The sequence below is a fragment of the Rariglobus hedericola genome (assembly GCF_007559335.1).
Taxonomy (GTDB): domain Bacteria; phylum Verrucomicrobiota; class Verrucomicrobiia; order Opitutales; family Opitutaceae; genus Rariglobus; species Rariglobus hedericola.
The window spans coordinates 1,257,268-1,275,174 of the sequence record NZ_VMBG01000001.1 but is presented as its reverse complement, the minus strand read 5'-3'; the positions used below and the strand labels follow the sequence as shown (position 1 = coordinate 1,275,174).

Sequence of the window (17,907 nt, the reverse complement as noted above, 5' to 3'; positions counted from 1 at the left end):
GAAACACTTCCGTTGTTTTTATCATGGCTGACATTCCTTTATTTCCCCGCGCACATGCTCCCTGGTTCATCGGCTGGCCCGTGATCGTGTTGAGCCGGTTACTTTACAAAGTGCGCGCGCTGAACGTGGACCGCATCCCCGCGCAGGGTGGGGCGCTCATCGTGACGAATCACCTGTCGTATGCCGATGTCCTCGTGATGCAGCTGGCCTGCCCGCGGCCGATCCGGTTCGTCGGACATGAAGCGTTTCCTCGGCGCAGCTGGCTGTTTCGCGTCATCTACAAACTCACCGGCACCGTTCCCGTTTCGCCGGCCAACGCACTCGAAACCGTCCGCCGCGTTTCCAAATTACTCCAAGCCGGCGAACTCGTGCTGGTCTTCGCCGAGGGTGGCATTTCACGGACCGGTCAACTGATGAAACTTCAGCGCGGTTTCGAGATGATGGCGCGCAAGGCGGGTGTGCCGGTGGTGCCCGCCGCTCACGACGGTCTTTGGGGCTCCTTGTTTTCCTTCTCGGATAACAAGTATCTATTCAAGTCCCCGCGTCTCATGCGCACGGCAGTGTGCGTGGCGTGGGGCGAACCGATTCCCGCCGCTCAAGCCGATGCTTCCACGGTTCGCCGCGCTTTGCTCGATCTCGGATGTGAGGCGTTCGAGGAACGTCCGCAGCTGAAGCGTCACCTCGGCAGTGAAATCGTGCGTCGCCTCGGACGGCATCCGGGCCGGCTGGCGCTCGTGGATCGCACCGCGTCACGGCGGGAGCTCAAGGCGGCGCAACTGTTCGCGGCGGCGGCTGCACTTTCGCGTCACATCAGGAAGACCGTGCCGGAATCGCGCGTGGGCATTGTGCTGCCGCCGGGGGCCGGTGCCAGCATCGTCAACCTCGCCGTGTTATGCGCGGGCAAGGTGCCGGTGAATTTTAATTTTACCGCGGGACGCTCCGCTGTGGAGTCGAGCCTGCGTATGTCGGGTGTGAAGACGATCATCTCGGCGGATGCGATGAAGTCCAAAGCCGCCGGATTTCCATGGCCTGAGCGCACGCTTGATCTGACCACGACGATCAAGGAAATCGGCGGCAAGCGCGCGCTGTTTCCCTGGTTCCTGGCGGCGTGGATCCTGCCCAATCAATTGCTGCCGGTGTTGCTCGGGTTGCCGCGCAAAGGGGATCGGGCGGAAGCGGGTCTGCTGTTCACCAGCGGCAGTTCGGGCGAGCCTAAGGGCGTGCCGCTCACGCATCGCAACATCCTCGCCAACTGCTGGCAGTTTTCGACGTTGTCTATTTTCCCTTCGAGCTCGGTCATGTTGAGCTGCCTGCCGGTGTTTCACAGCTTCGGATTTACCGTGAACATGTGGTATCCGCTGCTGCGCCCGTGCCGTTCGGTCACGGTCCCGAGTCCGCTCGACACCAAGAAAATTATCGAGGCGATCCGCGAAGAAAAAGTCACGGTGATGGTGGGCGCACCGACGTTTATGCGTCCGATCCTCAAAAAAGCCGAAGTCGCCGATCTGACTTCGCTCGAGGTTCTGGTATCAGGCGCCGAAAAAATGCCGATGGATCTCTACGAAAGCTTCCTGGAGAAATTTAAAATCGAGATCATGCAGGGCTACGGCATGACCGAGGCGTCGCCTGCGACCAATGTCAACCAGCCGGATCCGGCTGTGCCGACGCAGGCTGCGGGGCATCAGGATGGAAAGCGTCTGGGTTCGGTCGGTCGCATGATGGCGGGTATGACAGCGCGGGTGCTCGATCCGGAAACACGCAACGAGCTGCCCGCAGGCGAGACGGGTATCGTGGCATTTCGTGGTGCCAATATGTTTGGCGGTTATCTCGATGATCCAAAGAAGACCGCCGAAGTGTTCCACGACGGTTGGTATATCACCGGTGATTTGGGGCGGTTCGACGAAGACGGTTTCCTTTTTATAGAAGGACGCCTTTCACGTTTCTCAAAAATTGCCGGCGAGATGGTGCCGCATGGAACGGTGGAGCAAAAACTGATCGAGGCTTTTGCGCTCGATCAATCGGAAGGCTACGCGCTCGTGGTGATGGGCGTGCCTGATCCGGGCAAGGGCGAGCAGCTCGTGTTGTTGTCCGCCAACGATGCGATCACGGCCGAGAGCGTGAAAGAAAAGCTCACGGCTGCGGGCGTTCCCAATCTATGGATACCGAAGACCGTCGAGCGCGTGGAAAAAATCCCGGTGCTGGGAACGGGCAAACTTGATCTCAAGAGCTGCAAGGATCTCGCGCTGAAGGCCGCGGGCGTATCATGAGAATCGACTGCCACGTCCACGTGGTCGGCACCGGCACGAGCGGCACGGGCTGCTGGTATCGGCCACGCGGGCTCACGCGGATTGGTGCGCCGTTTCTGGTGCGAGCGGTCGGGCTGACGATGCGCGATCTGCACGGGCCGGACTTTGACCGGATTTATGCGGAACGCTTGCTGGCTTATGTGCAGGGCGCGCCGTCGATTGATCGGGCGATGCTGCTGGCGCATGAGCTGCCTTATCGTGACGACGGCACGCCGTTGCCGGATCGCGCCTCGTTCTATGTGTCGAACGATCACGTGCTGGATCTCGCGCAAAAGCATCCGGAGTTTCTGGCAGGTGTTTCGATTCACCCCTCGCGACGGGATGCCTTCGAGGAGTTGGAAAAATGTCTGACGGGCGGAGCGGCTGCGCTGAAGTGCCTGCCGAATGTGCAAGGCATTGACTGGAACGATCCGCGACATACTCGGTTTTTGGAACTGATGGCGGAGGCGGGTCTGCCACTGCTCGCGCATACCGGCAGTGAACGCACGATGCCGGTGATGGATGCGAAACTGGCGTCGCCGCGTGTGCTCACGCGACCGCTGGAAATCGGGGTGACCTGTATCGCGGCGCATTGCGGGACCGGCATGATGCTGCTCGATCCCGATTACCTCGACGTGTTTGTAGAGATGACCGAGCGCTTCCCGAATCTTTATGGTGATAACAGTGCGCTGGCGGCGCTGAACTTTCGCCTGCGCCCCTCGGCGTTACGTCGCTTGAAACAAGGTGCGCTGGCGGAGCGTATTCTGCACGGAAGCGATCTACCGGTGCCTTCAAGCGGATTGCTGCCGTGGGCCGGTGGCATGTTGTCGTGGCGGGCGCATCGTGAAACGGCGCGCATTAAGAATCCGTTGGAACGGGATGCGAAACTGAAAGAGGCGCTGGGCTTTAGTCCGGATACTTTTACGCGGGCGGGCCGAGTGTTGAGACTTCCGACGAGGGCGTGATTTACGGTTTGGAACCGCAAGGAAATTGAGACTACTTTGTGTAGTCGAAAGGCACTACTGCGATGTCCGCCTCCCATCCTCCGACCGTTCCTTCAGCCAACACGCTTTCCGTGCAACCGGCGGTGCGTCCGCCGGCCGGCTGGGCGGGCGCGGCGGTGTCCACGGGCATGGCTGGCATCACGGTGGGTGCGGTCATGGTGGTGCGGGCGTTTTCGGCGTCGGCAGTGATTTTTGCAGGAGCGCTGGCCTCTAATTTTGAGATCGGCCTGGGCGCGGCGCTGATCAGCCAAGTCGTGATCGGCGGCTTGCTGGCGACGTTCAGCGCGTATCGGGGCACGATTGCGACGGCCAGTCCGGAGACGAGCGCGGCGCTGGCGGTGATGATGGTTGCGGCATCGGCGGTGCTGCCGTCGGGGCCAGAACTTGGCGGATTGTTATTGGCGTGTTGCGCGCTGGCGGCGGGGGTATTTGGCGCGGTGTTGTGGATGATGGGCCGGATGGGGTGGGGGAATTTTATCCGCTTCGTGCCGTATCCCGTGATTGGCGGATTTCTCGCGGGAGTAGGCTGGGTGCTCACCAAGAGCGGCGCGTTGATCGTGTTGCCGCACCCGTGGTCGTGGGAAGCCGTGAGAGCACACGCGGGAACCTGCGCTCTGGCGGTCATGCTGGCGGCGGCTTTGGTCGCGGCGCAGCGGGTGTATAAAAAACGTATGGGCGTGCCGGTGCTGTTGATCGCGGCGGTCGGGTTGTTTCATGGCTGGGCGTTTATGTATGGCCATTCAGAGGCTGCGTTGCGCGAGGCGGGACTCTTGATCATCGGTCAAGGCAGTGGCGGCAGCCTGTGGCATCACGAAGGCTTGTTTGCGCTGTTTCATGTGCCGCCGGATGCGATGTGGAGCATCCTGCCGCAGCTCGGCACGCTGGTGCTCGTGGGTGTGGTGGCGTTGCTGCTCACATTAAGCGGAGTCGAAGTGAGCACGCGCACCGAGATCGATTTGAATCGCGAACTTCAGGTGACGGGATCGGCCAATATTTTAGCAGGGTTGGGCGGAGGCCTGCCGGGATTTGTCTCGGCGACGAGCACGACGCTGGCGCGGGCACTGGCGCCGGTGACGCGGACGGTGGGCTGGATTGCCACGGCGGTGTGCGTGGTGGCGCTGGCGGGCGGCTCCAGTGTCTTGTCGTGGATGCCCTCGTTTGTGGTGAGCGGTGTGACGCTGGCGACGGGACTGGGTTATCTGCTCGATTGGGTGGTGGGCGGATGGAAACGCTTTGCGCCGCTCGATCTCGCGCTGGTGCTCATCGTTCTGGCGGTGACGGTGGTGTTTGGTTTGTTGCCGGCGGTCGCGGCGGGAATCGCGGGGGCGGTGGTGCTGTTTATCGTGAGTTTCAGCCTGGTGGATGTGGTCACGATGCAGACGGATGGAAGCAACCTGCGCAGCTCGGTGGAACGGTCTCCGTCGGATCGCGCCTGGCTGGGTGAACAAGGCAAGGCGATCCAGGTGTTGCGTCTGCACGGATTCGTTTTTTTCGGAACGGCGACGCAGTTGTTGGCGCGGTTGCGTCATATCGCGGTGGATATACCGGAAGTGCGTTTTTTGATTCTCGACGGACGCAGAGTCAGTGGAGTGGATGCTTCGGCGGCTTATGCACTCATGCGCCTCTCGCAGATTGCGGTGGAGCGGCGGGTATCGATTTTACTCACGGGATTTTCGACGGGCGTGCTGAAGCGTCTGGAGCGGGGCGGACTGCGATTGACGGAAGGATCACAGCTGCGGCGCTTCGATGATCTGGATCGCGGACTCGAGTGGTGCGAAGAGCGCCTGCTGGTGCGCGAGCGTCCGCCGAGCGCGGATGCGGCGTCGCTTTCGTTTATGGATGGATTGCGGCCGGCGCTCGCGTTTGCGGAGCCGTTTAAGATGGGGGCGGGTGAAGTGCTGGTGAAACAAGGCGAGCGATCGGATGAGATTTATCTGGTCGAGGACGGGTTGCTCACCATCCGGCTGGAGATGAAGAACGGGCAGACGATCCGTCTGCGCACACTGCGGGCGGGCACGGTGATCGGAGAGATGGCATTTTATCTGGGAACGCTGCGGAGCGCGGCGGTGATTACAGAATCGCCGGTGCACGGCTACAAGTTGACGCGCGAATCTCTGGACCGGCTTGCGGTGCAGTATCCGGCGGCAGCGGCGCGGTTTCACGAGACACTGGCGCGTCAACTGGCCGAGCGATTGTCCGAGGCAAACCGGCTCATGGAGACGGCGATTCTTTGAATGATACGCGACACGCGCGAAGGGGTTGACGGGCATGTTAGGTTTAACGGGTGGCGACGCGGCGTGAATTTATAAATACCCTCGGACTCGGTCTGGCCGGTCTGGTCTTGGGCGGTCCCTCCTTGCTGGCGGACTCCAGTGGCCGGCGCACGTATAGGGTGGTGCGCGGAGATACGCTCGGACGTATCGCGGCTCATCATGACATCACGGTGGTCGCGTTGAAGACCGCTAACGGCCTGAAGAACGACCGCATTATGGTCGGGCAGGTTTTGATTATTCCCGGTGTGTCGGTGATCTCGCACGTGATCGCGGCGACGGCGGGCTTGAACATTGCGCGAGGGCGTTGGCGGCATGTGGTCGCGCATCACAGCGGAATCGAGGCGGGTAATGCGCGCAGCTATGGAGCGGCGCACCGGAGGCGAGGTATGGAGAACGGGCTCGCGTATGATTTTGTAATCGGGAATGGCCGTGATTCAGGCGACGGCGAGATCGAGATCGGTCCGCGCTGGCTCAAGCAGATCGACGGCGGGCATGTGCGCAGTGATTTCTACAATGCGCACGGCATCGGAATCTGCCTCGTGGGTAATTTCGAAAAACGCCGGCCCGGGGTGCGGCAGTTGTCGTCGTTTATTTCGCTCGTGGATTGGTTGCGCAACGAGGCACCGCTCGGAGTGAAACCGAAATTCACCGTGCACCGCTGGGTGGACAAAAACCACACAGTGTGTCCGGGACGTTATTTCCCGTATGCGGCGATGAAGAAACGCTACGCGTAAAGGCGCGAAAAAGCCCGGCCTTGGTGGGGCCGGGCTGGGGAGGCGAACGAGGTGCGCTTTTTAGGCGGGCAGCTCGACGTGCGGATCGATGTCGGCCTCGTAATCGATACCGGGGAGACCGAAGCCGAAGAGCTTCAAGAACTCGGTGCGGTAACCGGCGATGTCGGTCAGAGCGGCGAGGTTCTCGGTCGTGACCTCGGGCCAGAGAGCGGCGACCTCGGCCTGGACGTCGGGCTTCATTTCCCAGTCGTCGATGCGGACGCGGCCGGCATCATCGAAGTCGAGACCGGTGCCGCCGAACATCTGGGTGCGGAAGAGACGGTCGATCTGTTCGATGCAACCCTCGTGGCTGCCCTTGGCTTTCATGATCTTGTAGAGGATCGAAATGTAGAGGGGAACGACGGGAATGGCGGAGCTGGCCTGGGTAACGAGCGCCTTGTTGACGGAGATAAAGGCGCGGCCGTAACCGTTGGTCTTGAGCGTGGCGTTGATTGACTTGCCGGCGCGCTCGAGGTCGTTCTTGGCGAGACCGATGGTGCCGTTTTTGTAGATGGGCCAGGTGAGCTCGGGTCCGATGTAGGAATAGGCGACGGAGGTGGCGCCGGGGGCGAGGAGCTTGGCCTCGTCGAGGGCGTTGATCCACATCTCCCAGTCTTCGCCACCCATGACGGCCTTGGTGTCGGCGATCTCGGCCTCGTTGGCGGGCTCGATGGTGATAGTGGAGACGATGCCCTTGTCGGTATCGACGGTCTTGTTGGAATAGGTCTGACCGACGGGCTTGAGGCAGGATTTGTGGACGACGCCGGTCTTCGGGTGCGTGCGGCGGGGCGAGGCGAGGGAGTAGACGACGAGGTCGATCTGGCCCAGATCGGCCTTGATGGCGGCGAGGACGTCGGTCTTGAGCTGGTCGGAGAAGGCGTCGCCGTTAAAGTTTTTGACGTAGAGGCCGGCCTTCTTCGCGGCGGTGGTGAACGCGGCGGTGTTATACCAGCCGGGGGTGGCGGTCTTGTCGGGCTCGGACGGGCGCTCGAAGAAGACGCCGATCGTGGCGGCGCCGGAACCGAAGGCGGCCGAGATGCGGGAGGCGAGGCCGTAGCCGGTGGAGGAACCGATCACGAGGACCTTCTTGGGACCGTTTTTCACGGGGCCCTTGGCCTTCACGTAGTCGATCCATTCCTGAACGTGCGCGGCGCAGCCGGCGGGGTGGGCGGTGACACAGACGAAGCCACGGACTTTGGGTTTGATGACCATAGGATTAAAGCCCGACAGGTTTCGCGTCGGAAGCGCGGGGGGCAAGTAACAAAACGGAGCCCAAATCGGGCGCGGACAACCAGCAAAGAGCCTTGGCTCAGTTGCTGATGAGCATCATCGGGCCCTCGGCCTTGGGGACGCCGCCCTTGCGCTCGAGCGAAACGGCGAACACCTGCGCGGCCTTCACGTTTTTGCCGGGCTTGAAATTCACGCGGGCGTCGCCGGTGGCGGCATCGACGGTGAATACGCCACCATCGACGGGGATGGGGTATTGCGGGTCGATGACCCAGAGTTGATAATCTTTGTCGATGGCGAGGGCGGGGAGCTTGGAAACGACGAGCACGCCTTCCTGACGGTCGGGATTCCACACGGCGATGGCGCGGGCCTGCGGGGAGTTGCCGGCCAGCGAGGTGAGCGACGCGATCTTGAGATGGGCAACATCAGCCTGGTTGCGGAGATCGGCGATGAGCCGGTCGGCGGAGGCGAGGTGATCGAGCTGTCCGCGTGAGAGAATACGCTCGGCTTCGAGCAGGTTTTTAAACGTGCCGGCTTCGAGGCGGGCCACGCGTTCGGACTCGATCGCGGACTGGAGTTCGCCGCGGACGTTGAAGCTCTTGGCCGCGAAGAAAATGGCGGCGAAGAAGAAGCACGCGGCGGCCGCCCAGCCAAACCAGGCGGGGGGCGCGAAGGGCAGGACGTGGCCTGCGGCGGGCTCGACCGGAACGGCCGAGTTGAGGATGCGGGCGCGGAGATCGGCCGACGGGGCAGGGGCGGCGGGTGCGGCGAAGGCGAGATCGGCGGCGGTGGTGCGCAGCGAATCGACGAGGGCGCGTAGATCGGCATCACCGGCGAGCGCGGTTTCAAACGCGGAGAGTTCCGCACCTTCGAGCAGGTCGAAGGCGTAGAGCGCGGCGAGTTCTTCGTGGCGTTCGTCGATCATAACTGCGGCGCGAGCACGTCGCGAAGTTTGAGCAAGCCGCGGCGGATGCGGGCTTTGACGGTGCCGAGAGGCTGGGAAAGTTTTTCGGCGATTTCCAACTGGGTGAGGCCGCCGAAGTAGGCGAGCTGGAGGACGTCGCGTTGATCGCCGGGGAGGGTGGCGAGGGCGCGCCGGACGGCGGAGGATTTTTCCTTAAGCCAGAGGTGGCCGGCGGAATCCGTGCCGTCGGCACCGGGGTTGGATTCGTCGTAGCCGAGATCGGCTGGCGCGGCTTGATTAAGCAGCTCCGAACGACGCGAGCGGGAACGCAGACGGTCGATGGCACGATTGCGCGTGAGCGTGGCGGCCCAAGAAAAAGCGTGGCCGCGCGTGGTGTCGAAGTCGGCGGACTTGCGCCAGAGAGTCAGGAAAACGTCGTGGAGCACATCTTCGGCCTCGGTGGGATCGTGAAGGATGTTGCTGGCGAGTGCGTGCAAGGGGCGGACCCAGCGGTCGTAGAGTTCACCGAGGGCGGATTGATCGCCGGTGCCAACGCGGCGAACGAGTTGCGCATCGTGCGCGTGGCGGGAGTCGTCGGCCGGCGAGGCGGCGTCGATGGACGACGGTTTGCTCATGCGGCGGGCAGGAAGCGCAGGATGGTCCTCAGCCCGTTGCCAGCTGGCGACGGAGTCAAAGCGGTCAAACGCTGTGAGGTTGAGGGTGAGCACTTCATAATTGAAACGTGCGACGGGTCGTGCGGGATGCAGTGATTCCGAATTTCAGGAACGGAGGCAAGGGTGGAAGACGCGCACGAGTGGTGGAGAACGGCGCGGTTAAGGCTCAGACCCGACGTAACGGGGCGACGAAATAACCGTCGGTGTTATAATCGGACGGCAGCAACATGCTCGCGGGGGCGGCGGCGGTGAACTCCGGGTGCGCCGCGAGAAAGGCGGTGATGACGTCTTCGTTTTCCTGACGGCTGAGGGAGCAGGTGGCGTAAACGAGCTGCCCGCCGGCGCTCACGAGCGGCGCGTAGCGTTCGAGCAGCTGGCGTTGGACGGTGGCGGAATTCGTGATGGTCTGCGGTGTGGTGCACCATTTCAGATGCGGGGCGCGACGCCAGGTGCCGGTGCCGCTGCATGGGGCGTCGATCAAGACACCGTCGTAAGTGCCGGACGGAGCGGCGGACAAAATACGGATGTTGGCAATGCGGGCGCGGGCAGCGCGGGTGCCGAGTTCATCGAGCGCGGAGGCGCGGATGTCGTGGGCATCGACCTTGCCCGAGGTGCCGAGCAGGCGGGCGAGTTGGAGGGTTTTGCCACCGGCACCGGCACAGGCGTCGAGCCAGTGACCGGCGGGCGCGGGGGAAAGCCGTGCGAGCAGGAGTTGTGAACCGAGATCCTGGATCTCGATCAGGCCGCGGGCGTAGGCGTCGGTCGTGGTGAGATCGGCCTCGGCAAGCACCTCAAGTGCGGTGGATAAAACGGGGGCGGGTTGCACGGACCAGCCGCGAGCTTCGAACTCGGCGAGCACGGGCGTGGCATCATCGGTTTGGAGTCGAATCCAGAGCGGGGCACGGGTGTGCAACGCATCGAAGGCGGGCGATTGAAACGCGGCGGGGCAATGTTCGGCGAACCACGCGGGGAGCAACGCGGCGGGATCGGCGGAAAGGTGGCGGGCCCTTTCGGCGACAGTCGCGGGAACCTCGGGCCAGCCGGCCGTCCAATGAGCGCGGAAGGCGCGGGTGGCCGCAGTGTCAGCGGCGAGCCAGGCGGTGGCGCGAATGGCGTCGTCGGGTGTATCGGTGGCGAGACGGGCGTCGATCCACGGCAAGTGGCGGAGCGCGGTGTAGAGCAGCTCGCGATAAAGGCGGCGGTCGCGGGAGCCGAACCGTTTCTCGCGGGCGAGCAGTTGTTGCAGGCGCGAGGGAAGGTTGCGGTCGGTGGCGACGTGCGGACGAAGCGCGGAGAACAGTTGCAGGAAAGACCGACCTTGGCTGGCGGCGGGTGAAGGGCGGTCCATTGCGGCTTAGAAGCTGGCGAGTTCGATGCTCACGCTGAAGCTGGTGGAGCCGGCGCGGGAGTTGCCCTCACGAAGCGAGAGAACGTAGTCGATGAACCAGATATTACGGATGTTTTGGCGGAGGCCGAACGTCTGCTGGCTGAAGCTGCCGAGGCGGGTGTCGTAGCTGAGCTGGAAAAGCAGCTGGTAGGCTTCGTTGAGCGTGTAACGCACATCGAGGTTGTATTCCTGGATGCCGACCACGCCGGCGGCGGGATCGCTCCGGAGGAAGTCGGTGCTCACGCGTGCGGACCACACGCCGGCGTCGCGGAAGGTCACGCCGGTGTTGATCTCGCGCATCGTGAGGTCGCTCGGCGTGATGTTGCTGTAAACATCGAAGCGAAGCCAGTTGACGGGAGTGAGCGCGGCTTCGGTTTGAATGGCGGAGAAGTGGCTCTGGTTGGCGGCCCGGTCGAAACGCCAGTCGGTCGCCACGTTCAATTCGGCGAGATTGCGGGAGCCGTAAACGCGATCGCGGGTTTGGATCGCGTTGTCCAAGCCGAGGCGAAGGGTGTTGGTCTTGTCGAGGGTGTCGATGTCGCGGCGATCACCGAGGCCGAGCGGCTGCAGGTAGGTGGAAAACGCGTCGCGATCGATGGGCGGAATGTAGGCCTGGCCCTGGTCGGCATTGCCGATGGCGCGGTAGGAAACATAGGGCTTCACGACGTGGCGGATGCCATCGATGTCCCAGCGTTCGTTTTTGTAGTCATAGGTCGAGCTGGCCTGGAGATCCGCATCGAAACCGATTTCGCCGAGCACGCGGGTGTAGTCGCTTTTGCCGCCGAGGGCGCGGTCATAGTAAGTGAAGCGGGCGCCGGCCACGGGCTTGATGGAAAGCCATTCGCGCGGGGTGAACGGACGGGTGAGCGCGTAGTAAGTATCCACACGGTTGACCGGATCGGAAAGGGCGGGGAGGGACTTGTCTTCGAGGGAAGCGATGCTGGCGTTGACGCGATGATAAATGCCGGCGCCGGCATCCACGGGCAGACCGTCGAAACGAATTTCGGGGAGGCGGCGCTGGACGACGTGGTAGTCGTTGGGTTGAAAACGGGTGAAGGCCGACACGACGTAATTATCGCCGGTCTTATAACCTTCGAAGAAGTTGTCGGGCGTCTGAACATCGCGGAATTCGCGCTCACGGAAGTCGCGGAGCACATCGGAGTCGGACCAGTAGTTGACCTGGCCGAGCAACGTGACGTCGTCACCCACGGTCTGGTAGTGTTCCCAGGATACGAAACCGCGCTCTTTGGGAATCGGCTTGAGCAGAATGTCGTTACCGCGATCACCGCTGTCGCTGATGTAACCGCTGCGGAGCGAACCGTGGAAAGATTGGTTGGCGTTATCAAACGCGTAGGCGCCGGCCGGGCCGAACATGACACCGCGTTTCGTGTAGATACCGAGATCGCCGCCGAGTTTGACCGTGCGGGTGAACGGCGCGAGCAGGCCGAGGTCGAGCTCACCGCCCAAATTGGAACTGAAACCGGCGCGGGCCTTTACGTGCGAGAGCAGGGGATCGTTGATCGTCTGGCTGTAGAGCGGAACCGGGATCGGCATGACCGGGCCCACGCCTACGCGGGCGCTTTTGGCGGTGATGCTATCGCTGGGAATATAGGTCACCGAGCTGGCGCGCACCGTGGGCGTAGCGAGGCCGGGGTCTGAAAACGTGATGACGGCGTCTTCGATGACGACCTTGTCGGGGGTGCCTTCGAGGCTGCTGCCCGAGATATAAATCGGGTCCTGGCCGACGCGCATGTCTTTAACACTGTAGCTGCGAGTCTCCAGATTGTAGATGAGTTCGTCGGCGAGGAGGCGCTGCGGGCCGCGGGTGAGCGAGACATGGCCGGTGGCACGGGCTACCTGGGTCTTTGGGTCGTAGGAAATCTGATCCGCGAGGAGCAGCGCGCCGTCGTAGTTCAGACGGGCGTCACCATTGAAAACCGTGCCGGCGTCGGTGATCTCGGTGCGGGTGGCGGTGATTTCGGGCAGGGCGGGGGAAGCTCCATTAAGAAGCGGCGCACTGGCAAGAAGAAGGACGGGGAGTAAGCGTCTGGTCACGGTGGCCCGCAAATAAGGCGGGACGTCCGGCGGCTAGCAAGCTCCCACTCTTTCAATACCCGAGACTTCGGGGAAACACGCAGACTGGCGCACTTTTCGCTTTCAGGCGTGCGGCAATCATCCTTCCATCTTCCCGACCCGCCCCCGCTTTAAATTCCACATGGCCCGCTCCACTGTCTCCCGCTCCTCCACCGCGCTCAAAGAACTTGCCCAGCTCCGGACCGAGATCCGCACCTTGGGGGCCGCGTTGGGACGGGTGATCACCCGAATCGAAGGGCCCGAGGCCCTTGAAACCGTCGAGCGCCTGCGCACGCTGGCCAAAGCCAGTCGCGCCGGGGACGCCGCCGCCGCCCCCGCATTGAGCCGCGCGATCGCCGACCTCACGCCGACCGAGGCCTTCAGCCAGGCCATGGCCTTCACGCTTTATTTCGAGCTGGTGAACCTGGCCGAGGAAAACTTCCGCATTCTGCTGCTTCGCCGTCGTCGTGCCGCTCGTCTCGGGGCCGACCCGAAGTCCGCTGATGCCCGGCCCATTCGCGAGTCCATCGAGGCCGCCGTGGTTGAACTCAAAAAGCGCGGCGTCGATAGCGCGGCGATGCAACAATTGGTCGATCGCATCAACATCGACCTCGTGTTCACCGCGCATCCGACCGAATCGAAGCGCCGCACGTTGCTGGCGAAACTCCAGAGTCTCGGTGAGGTGCTGCGCCAGCGCGCTTATCCCGAGGTCAACGGCCTCGCCTTTGCCGATCCCGCTTGCGTCGAACGTGAGATCGCCTGCCTCTGGCTCACGGATCGCAGCCGCACCGCGCGTCCCGAAGTGGCCGACGAGGCCCGCACGGGTCTTTGGTATCTCGACTCCACGCTTTATCAGACCCTCCCGCGTCTTCACGCCGACATGGAGAGCGCCCTCAAGCTCCATTATCCCGAGGTCAAGGCGCCCGCTCGCTGGCTCGTGTTCGGTTCCTGGATCGGTGGCGATCGTGATGGCAATCCGAACGTCAACGCCCGCGTCACCGCCGACATCCTCACGCTGCATCGCCGCACCGCTGTCGATAAAATGCACGCCGCCGTGTCGCATCTGTTGCACACGCTGACGGTCTCGGATTTGCGCGACACCGTCTCGCCGGCCGTGCGCCGTCTGCTCAAGGAAAGCCGCCACCTTTCCCCGTATGTCGAGCAGCTCATGAGCCGCTATCCGCACGAGCCGTATCGTCTCCTGCTGGGCGGTCTGCGCGAACGTCTGGGCCGCGCCACTGACGAGGCGCGCGATGGCACCGTGTTGATGCCTGAGACGGCCGACGACGAGCCGGCACTGCCCGTCGAGACGCTGCGTGAAGCCGTTGAAACCATGCGCGACAGCCTGCTCGCTGGCCGCGGTGCTTTGCTGGCCGATGGCGATCTTCAGGCACTCCGTAACCAGATCGATATTTTCGGCCTGCACGCATCGCATCTCGACCTGCGCCAGCACTCCAGCCACCACGAGGCGGCCGTCACCGAATTGCTCGACCGCGCCGATTACGCGAAACTCGACGAGAACACGAAACGTGAACTGCTCACCGCCGCCATCGACTCCGCGCGTCCGCTCGGAGTGACGGCGCTCGGCAAACTCTCCGCTCCCACGCGCAACGTCCTCGATCCGCTCCGCGTCGCCTCGCTGGCCGCCGCGAAGTTCGGCCCGTCCTCGCTCGGTATCTACATCATCAGCATGACCGACGCCGTCTCCGATATTCTGGAGGTGGTTTACCTGATGAAGCTCACCGGCACCAACCTGCCGATCGCTCCGCTCTTCGAGACGCTCGACGACTTGAACCTCGCGCCGGAAGTTCTCGGCACGCTCTTCACGCATCCCGCGTATGCTCCGATCTTGAAGGCCGCGTCTGATCATCAGCACGTCATGCTCGGCTACTCCGACTCGAATAAGGACTGCGGTTACCTCACGGCTAATTGGGCGCTCTACAAGGCCCAGGAAACCATCACCGCCGTCTGCCGCGAACATGATGTGCGCGTCACGCTTTTCCACGGACGCGGCGGCAGTATCGCGCGCGGCGGCGGTCCGGCTGCGAAGGCCATTCTCGCGCAACCCATCGGCCTGCGCGATGGCGGCATTCGCGTCACCGAACAGGGCGAAGTGCTTTCCACGCGTTATCACGATGCCGACCTCGCCCATCGTATCCTCGAGCAGATGGCCTATGGCGTTCTCCTCGGTTCGCATGCCGCGCAGAAACCGTTCGTGCCGCCCGCCGAGTGGACCGATGCGATGGAGACGATGAGTGCCGCCGGTTTTGCGGCTTACGAAAAACTCGTGCACAAGGATCCCGAGTTCCTCGTGTTCTGGAAACAAGCCACGCCCATCGACGAGATCAGTAATCTTAAATTCGGTTCGCGTCCCACGTTCCGTCGCAACACCACGAGCGTCGAAGATCTGCGCGCAATCCCCTGGGTCTTCTCATGGATGCAGAGCCGCTTTAACTTCCCCGGCTGGTATGGCCTCGGCTCCGCGCTCGACGCCGTGCTCAAGCGCGGACCGAAGGGCAAAAAACTCCTGCGCACGCTCCACGCCGAGTGGCCGTTCTTCCAGACGATGATCGACAACGCGCAGCTCACCATGCGCAAGGCCGACATGGGCATTGCCGAGCTCTACGCTGGCCTCGTCGAGGAACCCGCGATCCGCTCTCGGATCTTCGGCATCCTCATGGCGGAGTTTGATCGCACTGAGAAAGCCATCCTGGCGATCACCGGCCAAAAGCAGCTCCTCGCCCGTGAGCCCGTCCTCCTGAAGTCCGTGCAACTGCGCAATCCCTACATCGACCCGCTCAATTATCTCCAAGTCGAGATGATGCGCCGACTGCGCGGCGGAAAGCTTTCGAAGTCCGAGGACGAAGCCACGCGCGGCGTCGTTGAACTTACAATCAATGGCATCTCGGGCGGTCTCAAGAATACCGGTTGATCTTTGTCTGCGTCCGGAGCCATCGGGGCGTGCCCTGATTTGTTGGTTTTTGTAAAACCCGCTCTGGACGCAGTTAGCTGCTGGCCGCACACTTCACACAACCCCCCAACCAAGCGTGATCCTTACTCCCGTAGAACTCGCCTCCTTCATCGAAGCCCGCAACGCCTGCCCCCATGATTTTCTGGGCATGCGGCCCTTCAAACAAGGACGCAGTCAGGGCGTGTTGGTTCGCGCTTTTATTCGCGAGGCGAAGGCCTGCGAAGTGGTCGATGTCAGTAAGAAGACGGCACCCGGCGTCGAGATGGAGTTGCTCGCCCCCGAGGGTTTGTTCGAGGTTTTCATCCCCAAGGTAAAAGACGTCTTCCGCTATCAACTGCGTGCCACCTTGCACAGCGGCGAGATCCGCCAGTTTTTTGATCCGTATTCATTTCTCCCTACGCTGGGTGAACAGGATCTCTATCTCTTCAACGAGGGCAACGAACACCGCATCTACGAAAAACTTGGTTCGCACCTGCGCGTGATCGACGGGATTCCCGGCGTGTCCTTCGCGGTCTGGGCCCCGAGCGCCGCCCGCGTGTCGGTTGTCGGTAATTTCAACCACTGGGATGGCCGCTATCATCCGATGCGTCCGCTCGGCGGCTCCGGTGTCTGGGAGTTGTTCATTCCCGGTTTGGGCGAGGGCGAGCTCTATAAATACGAGCTCCTCGACCAGTCCCAAAACATCCTCATCAAGACCGATCCCTACGGTGCTTATTTCGAGGCGCCTCCCGGCAACGCATCCATCGTTTACAACCCGCGCACCCATGCGTGGAAGGATTCGGAGTGGATGCAAAAACGTGCCGCCGATGCCGGCCGCATCGACCGGCCTCTTTCCATTTACGAAGTCCACCTCGGCTCGTGGAAACGCAAGGTCGAGGACGGCAATCGTCCGTTCAGCTATCGCGAACTCGCTCCGATGCTCGCTGACTACGTGACCGAAATGGGCTTCACGCACATCGAGGTCATGCCCTTGGCTGAGCATCCGTTCGACGGCTCGTGGGGTTATCAGGTCACCGGCTTTTTCGCTCCGACGCAGCGCTTCGGAACGCCGGCGGATTTCGCTTTCTTCGTCGACCACCTGCACCAGCGCGGCATCGGCGTGATTCTCGACTGGGTGCCCGCGCATTTCCCGCGCGACAGCTTTGCCCTCGCCGAGTTCGACGGCACGCATCTCTACGAGCATGCTGATCCGCGCCAGGGCGCGCACATGGATTGGGGCACGCTCATTTTTAACTTCGGTCGCAACGAGGTCCGTTGCTTCCTCATCGCGAACGCGCTCGCGTGGCTTGATCTCTACCATCTCGACGGCCTGCGCGTGGATGCGGTCGCGTCGATGCTTTACCTCGATTACTCACGCAAGGACGGCGAGTGGATTCCTAACAAGTTCGGCGGACGCGAAAATCTCGAGGCCATCGATTTCCTGCGCCAGACCAACCAGCTGGTTCACTCGTATTATCCCGGCGTGCTCACGATCGCCGAGGAGTCCACGTCCTTCTCGGGCATCTCGCGAGCGGTCGAGCACGGCGGCATCGGTTTCGACTTCAAGTGGAACATGGGCTGGATGCACGACACGCTGAAGTATTTTCAGAAAGAGCCGATTCATCGCAAGTGGCACCATAACGACCTCACCTTCGGCGCGCTTTATCAGTATTCGGAAAACTTCGTCACGGTGTTTTCGCACGATGAAGTCGTTCACGGGAAAGGCTCCATGCTCAATAAAATGGGCGCCTGGGATATTGCTGAAAAAGCCGCCACGCTCCGTTCGCTTTACGGGCACATGTGGGCGTGGCCCGGCAAGAAGCTGCTCTTCATGGGCTGCGAATTCGGCCAGTCACGCGAGTGGGCCTACGCCAGCAGCCTCGACTGGCACTTGCTGCAATACAAAGACCATGAAGGCATCCGTCTGCTGGTCCGTGAGCTCAATCATCTCTACAAAAACGAGCCGGTGCTCAGCTGCAACGATCTCGATGGACGCGGCTTTCGCTGGATCAATTCGCATGATGGCGGCGCCAGTGTCGTGAGCTACCTGCGTCAGGACGAATTCCAGCAGACCTTCTTCGCGGTGGTGGGCCACTTCACGCCTGTGATGCGTGGAAACTTCCGGGTCGGCGTGCCACGTGGTGGTTGGTGGAAGGAAGTGCTCAATACGAACAGTGCTTATTATGGCGGAACCGGCGCGGGTAACGAAGGCGGCCGTCTGGCCGACGACATTCCCTGCAATGGCTATCCACACAGCTTGAGCCTCACGATTCCGCCGCTCACCACGCTGATCTTTAAGTGGTCGGCCGACGCTTGATCAACTCTTGGTGAATGCCCGGCAGTTACTCTGTCGGGCG

At 62.3% G+C, this 17,907-nt stretch carries 11 protein-coding genes; 6 read left to right on the top strand and 5 right to left on the bottom strand.

The window, feature by feature from the left end; translation table 11 throughout:
• Positions 1 to 23 precede the first annotated feature (23 nt).
• The 4 genes from FPL22_RS05580 (at position 24) to FPL22_RS05565 (ending at position 6,296) form a co-directional block, all read left to right on the top strand.
• On the top strand, positions 24 to 2,267 hold the full coding sequence (locus tag FPL22_RS05580) for an AMP-binding protein (protein ID WP_144229120.1): 2,244 nt from the start codon (positions 24 to 26) through the stop codon (positions 2,265 to 2,267).
• Positions 2,264 to 3,250 carry an amidohydrolase family protein gene (locus FPL22_RS05575; protein WP_144229119.1) on the top strand — a complete coding sequence of 329 codons (987 nt, stop codon included), beginning with the start codon at positions 2,264 to 2,266 and terminating at the stop codon, positions 3,248 to 3,250. Before FPL22_RS05580 ends, FPL22_RS05575 begins: the two co-directional genes overlap by 4 nt.
• A 62-nt stretch (positions 3,251 to 3,312) precedes the next feature.
• Complete coding sequence (locus FPL22_RS05570) at positions 3,313 to 5,523, top strand: SulP family inorganic anion transporter (RefSeq protein WP_144229118.1); 2,211 nt, start codon at positions 3,313 to 3,315, stop codon at positions 5,521 to 5,523.
• 50 nt (positions 5,524 to 5,573) lie between these two features.
• Entirely contained in the window at positions 5,574 to 6,296 is a 723-nt protein-coding gene (locus FPL22_RS05565; RefSeq protein WP_144229117.1) for a LysM peptidoglycan-binding domain-containing protein, read from the top strand.
• Between the two features lie 60 nt (positions 6,297 to 6,356).
• Here FPL22_RS05565 and fabV read toward each other — a convergent pair whose 3' ends face one another.
• The 5 genes from fabV to FPL22_RS05540 all read right to left on the bottom strand — a co-directional run bounded on the left by fabV (position 6,357) and on the right by FPL22_RS05540 (position 12,582).
• On the bottom strand, positions 6,357 to 7,547 hold the full coding sequence (gene fabV / locus FPL22_RS05560; RefSeq protein ID WP_144229116.1) for an enoyl-ACP reductase FabV: 1,191 nt from the start codon (positions 7,545 to 7,547) through the stop codon (positions 6,357 to 6,359).
• 97 nt (positions 7,548 to 7,644) lie between these two features.
• Positions 7,645 to 8,487: an anti-sigma factor domain-containing protein gene (locus tag FPL22_RS05555; protein WP_144229115.1), complete on the bottom strand. Its 843-nt coding sequence runs from the start codon at positions 8,485 to 8,487 to the stop codon at positions 7,645 to 7,647.
• On the bottom strand, positions 8,484 to 9,101 hold the full coding sequence (locus FPL22_RS05550; protein ID WP_144229114.1) for a sigma-70 family RNA polymerase sigma factor: 618 nt from the start codon (positions 9,099 to 9,101) through the stop codon (positions 8,484 to 8,486). Before FPL22_RS05550 ends, FPL22_RS05555 begins: the two co-directional genes overlap by 4 nt.
• Before the next feature lie 205 nt (positions 9,102 to 9,306).
• A complete protein-coding gene (locus tag FPL22_RS05545) occupies positions 9,307 to 10,488 on the bottom strand; it encodes an RsmB/NOP family class I SAM-dependent RNA methyltransferase (RefSeq protein WP_144229113.1) in 1,182 nt (393 codons plus the stop codon).
• A gap of 6 nt (positions 10,489 to 10,494) precedes the next feature.
• Positions 10,495 to 12,582, bottom strand: coding sequence for an LPS-assembly protein LptD (locus FPL22_RS05540; RefSeq protein WP_144229112.1), 2,088 nt, complete (start codon positions 12,580 to 12,582; stop codon positions 10,495 to 10,497).
• A gap of 160 nt (positions 12,583 to 12,742) precedes the next feature.
• Between FPL22_RS05540 and ppc the strand changes: the two genes are divergently transcribed.
• Positions 12,743 to 15,532: a phosphoenolpyruvate carboxylase gene (ppc, locus tag FPL22_RS05535; RefSeq protein WP_144229111.1), complete on the top strand. Its 2,790-nt coding sequence runs from the start codon at positions 12,743 to 12,745 to the stop codon at positions 15,530 to 15,532.
• Positions 15,533 to 15,647: 115 nt separating this feature from the next.
• Positions 15,648 to 17,867 (top strand): 1,4-alpha-glucan branching protein GlgB, encoded by a 2,220-nt coding sequence (gene glgB, locus FPL22_RS05530; protein WP_144229110.1) that lies wholly within the window; start codon positions 15,648 to 15,650, stop codon positions 17,865 to 17,867.
• Positions 17,868 to 17,907 lie beyond the last annotated feature (40 nt).